This is a genomic window from Lysobacter enzymogenes (assembly GCF_017168095.1).
Taxonomy (GTDB): Bacteria; Pseudomonadota; Gammaproteobacteria; order Xanthomonadales; family Xanthomonadaceae; genus Lysobacter; species Lysobacter enzymogenes_D.
On the sequence record NZ_LXSD01000551.1, the window covers coordinates 1 to 6,614 of the forward strand.

At 71.0% G+C, this 6,614-nt stretch carries 4 protein-coding genes; 3 read left to right on the forward strand and 1 reads right to left on the reverse strand.

What is annotated here, in order from left to right; translation table 11 throughout:
* The 3 genes from A7A76_RS21780 to A7A76_RS21790 all read left to right on the forward strand — a co-directional run.
* A partial coding sequence (locus tag A7A76_RS21780; RefSeq protein WP_343225386.1) for a patatin-like phospholipase family protein occupies positions 1 to 1,236 on the forward strand: 1,236 nt, incomplete at its 5' end.
* 382 nt (positions 1,237 to 1,618) lie between these two features.
* Positions 1,619 to 3,892, forward strand: coding sequence for a DUF5916 domain-containing protein (locus A7A76_RS21785; protein WP_241201114.1), 2,274 nt, complete (start codon positions 1,619 to 1,621; stop codon positions 3,890 to 3,892).
* Positions 3,893 to 4,150: 258 nt separating this feature from the next.
* The gene (locus A7A76_RS21790) at positions 4,151 to 4,630 is read left to right on the forward strand and encodes a hypothetical protein (protein ID WP_206413274.1); all 480 of its coding nucleotides are present in this window, start codon (positions 4,151 to 4,153) and stop codon (positions 4,628 to 4,630) included.
* A 63-nt stretch (positions 4,631 to 4,693) separates the two neighbouring features.
* Here A7A76_RS21790 and A7A76_RS21795 read toward each other — a convergent pair.
* The coding region (locus A7A76_RS21795) for a TonB-dependent receptor family protein (protein WP_206413275.1) at positions 4,694 to 6,614 on the reverse strand (1,921 nt) is incomplete at its 5' end.

Genomic DNA, 6,614 nt, shown 5'->3' on the forward strand with positions numbered 1-6,614 from the left:
CCCGCGCCCGCGACTGCGCGCCAGGCCCGCCGCGCCGACGCGGCCGAGCGAGCCACCCACGAAGCGGTGCAGCGCGTGCAGGACGCGGCCCCGGCCTTGCCCGAGAACATCGCCCTGGTGCTGCAAGGCGGCGGCGCGCTCGGCGCCTACCAGGCCGGCGTCTACCAGGGACTGTTCGAAGCCGGCATCGCCCCGAACTGGATCGCCGGCATCTCCATCGGCGCGTTCAACACCGCGATCATCGCCGGCAACCCGCCGGAAAAGCGCATGGCCGCGCTGCGCGAGTTCTGGGACACGATCTCGCGCCCGAACGTGTTTCCTTCGACCACGCTGGGCCAGGAGGCGCGCTTCGACGGCATCGACGCCGACACCCGCGCCTGGCTCGACACCTGGGAAGCCTGGCGCGCGATCGTCGAAGGCCAACGCGGGTTCTACGTGCCGCGCGCCTGGCTCGGCCCCGACCCGGCGCTGCTGGCCGGCGGCCAGCCCGGCCCCGGCGCGGCGAGCTGGTACGACACCTCGCCGATGATCGCCACGCTCAATCGGCTGGTCGACTTCGACCGGCTCAACGACGACGGCATCCGCGTCAGCGTCGGCGCGGTCAACGTGCGCACCGGCAACCTGGAATATTTCGACAACACGCAAATGCGCCTGGACGCGCGCCACATCCTCGCCTCCGGCGCGCTGCCGCCGGCGTTTCCGGCGATCGAGATCGACGGCGAGTTCTACTGGGACGGCGGCCTGGTCTCGAACACGCCGCTGTCGCAGGTGCTCACCGCCAGCCCGCGCCGCGACACCCTGGTGTTCCAGGTCGACCTGTGGAACGCGCGCGGCGAGCTGCCGCAGAACCTGCTCGACGTGGCCGAGCGGCAGAAGGAAATCCAGTACTCCAGCCGCACCCGCCTGATCACCGACACCCAGCGCGTGTTCCAGCACTATCGGCGCTTGCTGCGCGAGCTGCTGGAGGAAATCCCCAGCGACGTGCGCGCCAGCAACCCCTGGGCCCAGCACGCGGCCGAACTGGCCTGCGACCGCCGCTACAGCGTGATCCACCTGATCTACCGCGACCGCGCCAAGATCGGCCACTTCAAGGACTACCAGTTCGGCCGGGTGGCGATGCGCGAACACTGGCTGTCGGGGCAGGGCGACATCGCACGCGCGCTGGCCCATCCGGACTGGCTGCAACTGCCGCAGGGCGAATCGGCGTTCGTAGCGCACGACGCGACCGCGCCGTAAGCGCGCGGCCGCGGATTCATCGCAATGAGCTGACGTTTGTCAGCCCGCCCAACGACCGCCCGCATCGCACCGATAACCCCCTGTAGGAGCGGCGCAAGCCGCGACCGCGCCATCCGGCGTGCGACGCAAGCGGCTACCCCGCGCTCGCGGCTCGCGCCGCTCCTACCGGCGGCCCATGCGGGAGCGCAGCCGTTCCTCCGCGATGCCGCGGCCGGTCCTCGCACAGGCTGATGCGCGCCGGCGGCCGAAGGTTTGCATGACTTACGCCAGTTAGCGCGCCGCCGCCGCGCCGTTAGTCTGCGCGCCGTCGCGGTGCCGTTCGCCGCGATCCGCCCGCGGCGTTGCGCGTCCGGGAAGGTCCACGCCGTTGGGGGAGCGCGCCATGCGCCATCGTTATTCGTTCACCGTCCGGGCCGCCGCGCGTGCCGCCGCCTGCGCCGGCCTGCTGGGCGCGCCGTGCGCGCAGGCGCTGGAAATCGACGGGCGCATCGACCCGCAGGAGTGGAGCCAGGCGCGCCGCATCACCGACTTCCGCCACACCCAGCCGCTGTCGCGCGAGCCTTCGCGGCTGCCGACCGAAGCCTGGCTGATGGCGACCGAGCGCGGGCTCGCCGTGGCCTTCCGCAACGTCCAGCCGGCCGGCGTGCCGCGCATGCGCCAGCACACCCAGCGCGACGGCGACGGCACCGTCGACCGGGTCAACCTGTACGTGGACTTCGACGGCGACGGCCGCACCGGCTACAACTTCACCGTGACCCTGGCCAACGGCATCACCGACGCCACGGTCACCAGCGAAAACCAGTTCAACAACGACTGGGACGGCGACTGGCGCCACGCCACCAGCGAAGACGAGCAGGGCTGGTCGGCGGAGATGCTGATCCCCTGGCACATCGCGCCGATGCGCCAGGGCCAGGGCGGCGCGCGCACGCTCGGCATCCAGCTCGACCGGGTCATCGCCTCCAGCGGCGAGCGGGTGTCGTGGCCGGCGGTGCACTACACCGAGGCGCGCTACCTGTCCGCGTTCGAGCGCATCGAGGTGCCCGCCTACAAGCAATCGCTGCTGGCGATCACGCCGTACGTGGTCGGCATCGCCGACGCGGTCGGCCACGGCAGCGACGTCGACGGCGGCCTGGACCTGTTCTGGAAGCCCAGCGGCCGGTTCCAGCTCAGCGCCACGCTCAACCCGGACTTCGGCCAGGTCGAAAGCGACGAGCTCACCGTCAACTTCAGCGCCACCGAGACCTTCTTCAGCGACAAGCGCCCGTTCTTCACCGAGAACCAGGGCTTTTTCGACGTGCCGTTCGGCTCGTACAACAACAACAGCCGGCTGATCTACACCCGCCGCGTCGGCGGGCCGGCCGACGACGGCAGCGGCTCGGGCGACGTGACCGCGGCGGTCAAGCTCAACGGCAGCGCCGGCGGCTTCAATTACGGCGTATTCGCCGCCGACGAGGGCGACGAGGCCGGGCGCGACTTCTACGCCGCGCGCGTCACCCGCGACTTCGCCCGCTTCGGCCTGGGCGCGATGGCCACGCGCGTGCAGCGGCCGTTCCTGGACCGCACCGCCAACGTCTACGAGTTCGACCAGCGCTGGGCGCCGAACGCGCAATGGTCGCTGCGCGGCACCGTGGTCGCCTCCGACGTGGAGCAGGCCGGCCGCAGCTTCCGCGACAGCGGCGCGCAGTTGCGCATCGATTACGACATGGGCGGCGGCTGGCGCCAGCAGCTGTACGGCCTGCACCTGGGCGGCGAGCTGATGCTCAACGACTTCGGCTACCTGGAGCGCAACAACTTCAACTACCTGCGCTACGACCTGGGCAAGCGGGTCAGCGACCTGCCGGCGGATTCGGCCTACGCCGGGCAGGACTGGCATTTCGCCGTGTCGCGCCGCTACAGCGACGACGGCGTGCGCATCGCCGACGCGATCGCGGTCAACCGCCGCAGCGACATGCGCGACGGCGGCCGCCAGTTCGTCGAAGCGGCGCTGTGGAGCGGCGGCCACGACGATCTGCTGACCCGCGGCAACGGCGTGGTGCGGATGCCGGCGAAGGGCTTCCTGAGCTACGAGCGGCTGCGCCCGCAGCGCGGCGGCAGCCCGTGGTCGCTGTACACCGAGGCCTATTACAAGGCCGACGGCCTCGGCGATCTCGACCAGGGCCGGGTCACGCTGTATCTGGAGCCGAACTATCACGTCAACGACCGCATGGCGCTGTTCGCCGGCGTCGAATACAGCCACGACCCGGCCTGGCTGCTGTGGCGCGGCGACAACCGCGTCGCCGATTTCCGCGCCGACATCCTCAGCCTCAACGGCGGGCTGGAGTGGTTCATCGACGACAGGCAGGAACTGCGCGTGCGCCTGGAGACCATCGGCGTGGACGCGCGCCGGCGCCGGGTCTATCGCGTCGACGGCGCCGGACGGCCGTTGCCGGTCGAGGAGGACGTGCCGGACTTCAGCTTGCGCAATCTCGCGTTCCAGGTGCGCTATCGCTACGAACTGGCGCCGCTGTCGTACCTCTACATCGCCTACGTGCGCGGCGGCGAGATGTTCGAGGAAGGCGACCGTCGCCGCGATGTCGGCAGCGAGTTCGGCGACGCGTTCAGCCTGCGCGACAGCGAGCAGTTGCTGGTGAAGCTGTCGTATCGGTTCGAGATCTGAGCGCAGCGCGAGTCTCAACGCAGGACAAGAGTGGAGCCGCGCGCACATCGGTTGTGGGCGCTGTTTTCCGCGGGTTTTCGCACCGCTATGCGCTTGCGCGATGCGCCGGCGCGGCGCGGCGGAAAGCGCATGGGGTTATCGGTTTCGACGAAATCCGCCGTGCTATTGCTTGCGCCCGGCGACGGCGCAAGCGCCGCGATGCGGTCGCGGCGCGCGATGGCCGAACGCCACCCACCGACTGGCTCATGGAGGAATACGATGAACGTTCGTGCAGTGTGCATCGCCGCTTCGGTTGTGACCTTGGCGCTGTCCGCATTCGCCGCCAGCGCGGCAGGCGGCAAGGGCGTCACCTGGCGCAAGGCCAGCCACGCCAACGGCGTGGACCGCATCGGCTGCTTCAGCCCGGAATGCGATGCGTATCAGGGCGATACCGTGTGTTCGGCGCGCTTGCCGGCGCTGTGCCTGAAGCAGGACGGCTCGCCGTCGCCGGTGCCGGTCGATTTCTACAACGGCTGGGCCAAGGGCAATATCGCCCTGAGCCGCGCGGTGCGCGGCGATTCGTTCAAGAGCCGCGCCGAAGCCGATGCCTTTTGCCGCGCCGAGTTCGGCCCGGGTTACCGCCTCGCCGAGCATCACGACGGCGGCGGCGGTTGGGGCTGGCAGGCGTACGGCAACATCGACGACACCACGCGGTTCTGGGTGACGGTCAACGATCAGCCCAGCAGCTGCTGGAACTGAGGCCGCCGCGGCGCGCCGTGCGTTCGCGCGGCGCGCCGCATCGCCGAGTCCGCCGCCTGCGCGTCAGCGCGCCGACCACTCCAGGCCGACATACACGCCGCGTCCGTCGCCGGGCAGGAAATTGCGCCCGTCGAGCCCGCGCGCGTCGGCGATGGTGTTCGTGCTGGCGATCCATCGGCGGTCGGCGAGGTTGCGCGCGTCGGCGAACCAGCTCCATTGCGCGCCGATCCGCCCGCCCGCGCGCAGCCCGGCCACGGTGTAGCCCGGCGCCTTGAAGCTGTTGGCGTGGTCGATGTAATAGCCCTGCGGCGTCCACTCGATGTTGGGCTCGAGATAGAAGCGCGCGTCCGGCGACCAGCGCAGCTTGGCGCGCAGTTGCTGCGGCGGCGCGCCGGCGAGGTGGTTGTCGCCGTAGACGCGGTCGCCCTCGAAGCGGAAATCGTTGTAGAGGTAGCTGGCCGAAACGGTCCAGTCGCGGGCGAAGGTCCAGCCGAGCCCGAGTTCGATGCCTTGGTGCAGGGTGCAGCCGGCGTTGACCGTGCCGAGCGGATTGCCGTTGCCGTCGTTGAGCGCGAGCAACTCGCCGCGGATGCGTGCGCGGTAGGCGGCGAAGTCCAGCGACAATCCGCCGCGCTCCAGGCGCAAGCCGATCTCGCCGCTGTCGGCGCGCTGCTTGTCGACCGGGGTGACGCCGGGGCCGCCGCTGAGTTCGCCGAAGCTCGGCGGTTCCAGGCTGCGGCTGAGGTTGGCGTAGAGCTGCAGTCCGTCGCCGGCGAGATAGCGCAGGCCGAGCTTGGGGCTCAGGCCGCTGTAATCCTTGTCGAAGCTTTCGTCGCGGCCCTGGGTGATCAGCAGGTCGCGCGAACGCCGCTGCGACCGCAGCGCCTGCGCGCCGAGCGAGACCGCCCATTGCGGCGTCAGCCAGCTCTGGTTCTCGATATAGAGCTTGGCGTTGCGCGCGCGCTGGTCGAAGCGGTTGCTCGGCGCGCCGGCGCGGCCGCCGACGTTGAACCAGCGGCGGTCGTCGATGTCGCCCTGGGCGAAGGCGGCGCCGGCGATCAGGGTGTGGCGCAGGCCCAGGCCCTGGTAGTCGCCGCGCCAGCGCAGGTCCAGGCCGTAGTCGCGGCTGTCCTGGCGCAGCACCTGGAAGATCGGATGGTCGAGCGATTTGTCGGCGTAGTAGGCCGACAGAGTCAGCATGCCGGCCGCCGACGGCGACCACGCCAGGCGCCCGGCGATGCGGTCCAGGCGATAGTCGCGGCGCTGGTTCTGGGCGAGGTTGCCCGGCGCGGCCAGGCGCGGATCGCGGCGCGACTCGGCCAGGGTGAGGTTGCCGGGCAGGGCCGAGCGCGTATCGACGTGGGTGAGGTAGACGCGGCCGTCGAGCGCGTCGCTGAAGCGGTAGCCGGCGTTGGCGAACAGGCGATAGTTCTCTTGTTCGGCGTGGTCGCGGAAGCCGTCCTGGCGCAGGCTGCTGAGGCTGGCGTAGCCGTCGGCGGCGGCGGACGCGCCGGCGGCGGCGATCTGGCCGCGGCGATAGCCGAACGCGCCGGTTTCCGCGCGCACGCGAAGGGGCGCGGCGTCCAGTCCGGTCGGCGAGACGAAATCGATCGCGCCGCCGAGCGTGGCGGCGCCGTATTCCAGCGCATTGGCGCCGCGATAGACCTCGATGTAGCGCGCGCTCAGCGGCTCCACCGCCTGGAAGTCGAAACCGCCGTCGGCGAGGTTGAGCGGGCTGCCGTCCTGCAGCAGTTCGATGCCGCGGCCGTGGAAGGTGCGCTGCAGGCCCGAGCCGCGGATCGACAGCCGCGCTTCCTCGGCGCCGAAGCGCGGCTGCACGAACACGCCGGGCGCGTAGCCGAGCGCGTCGGTCAGCGTGCCGACGCGGCCGTCGCGGTAGGACTCGCCGTCGATCCACGCGGTCGCGCCGGCGCGCTGGGCCAGGCGCTCGCGCGCCTGCGCGGGCGCGGCGACGGTGGCCGGG

Excerpts from the sequence above, each read along its gene's own strand:
- A7A76_RS21785 (WP_241201114.1), top strand. The coding sequence starts at position 1,619 with ATGCGCCATCGTTATTCGTTCACCGTCCGGGCCGCCGCGCGTGCCGCC.
- A7A76_RS21790 (WP_206413274.1), top strand. The coding sequence starts at position 4,151 with ATGAACGTTCGTGCAGTGTGCATCGCCGCTTCGGTTGTGACCTTGGCG.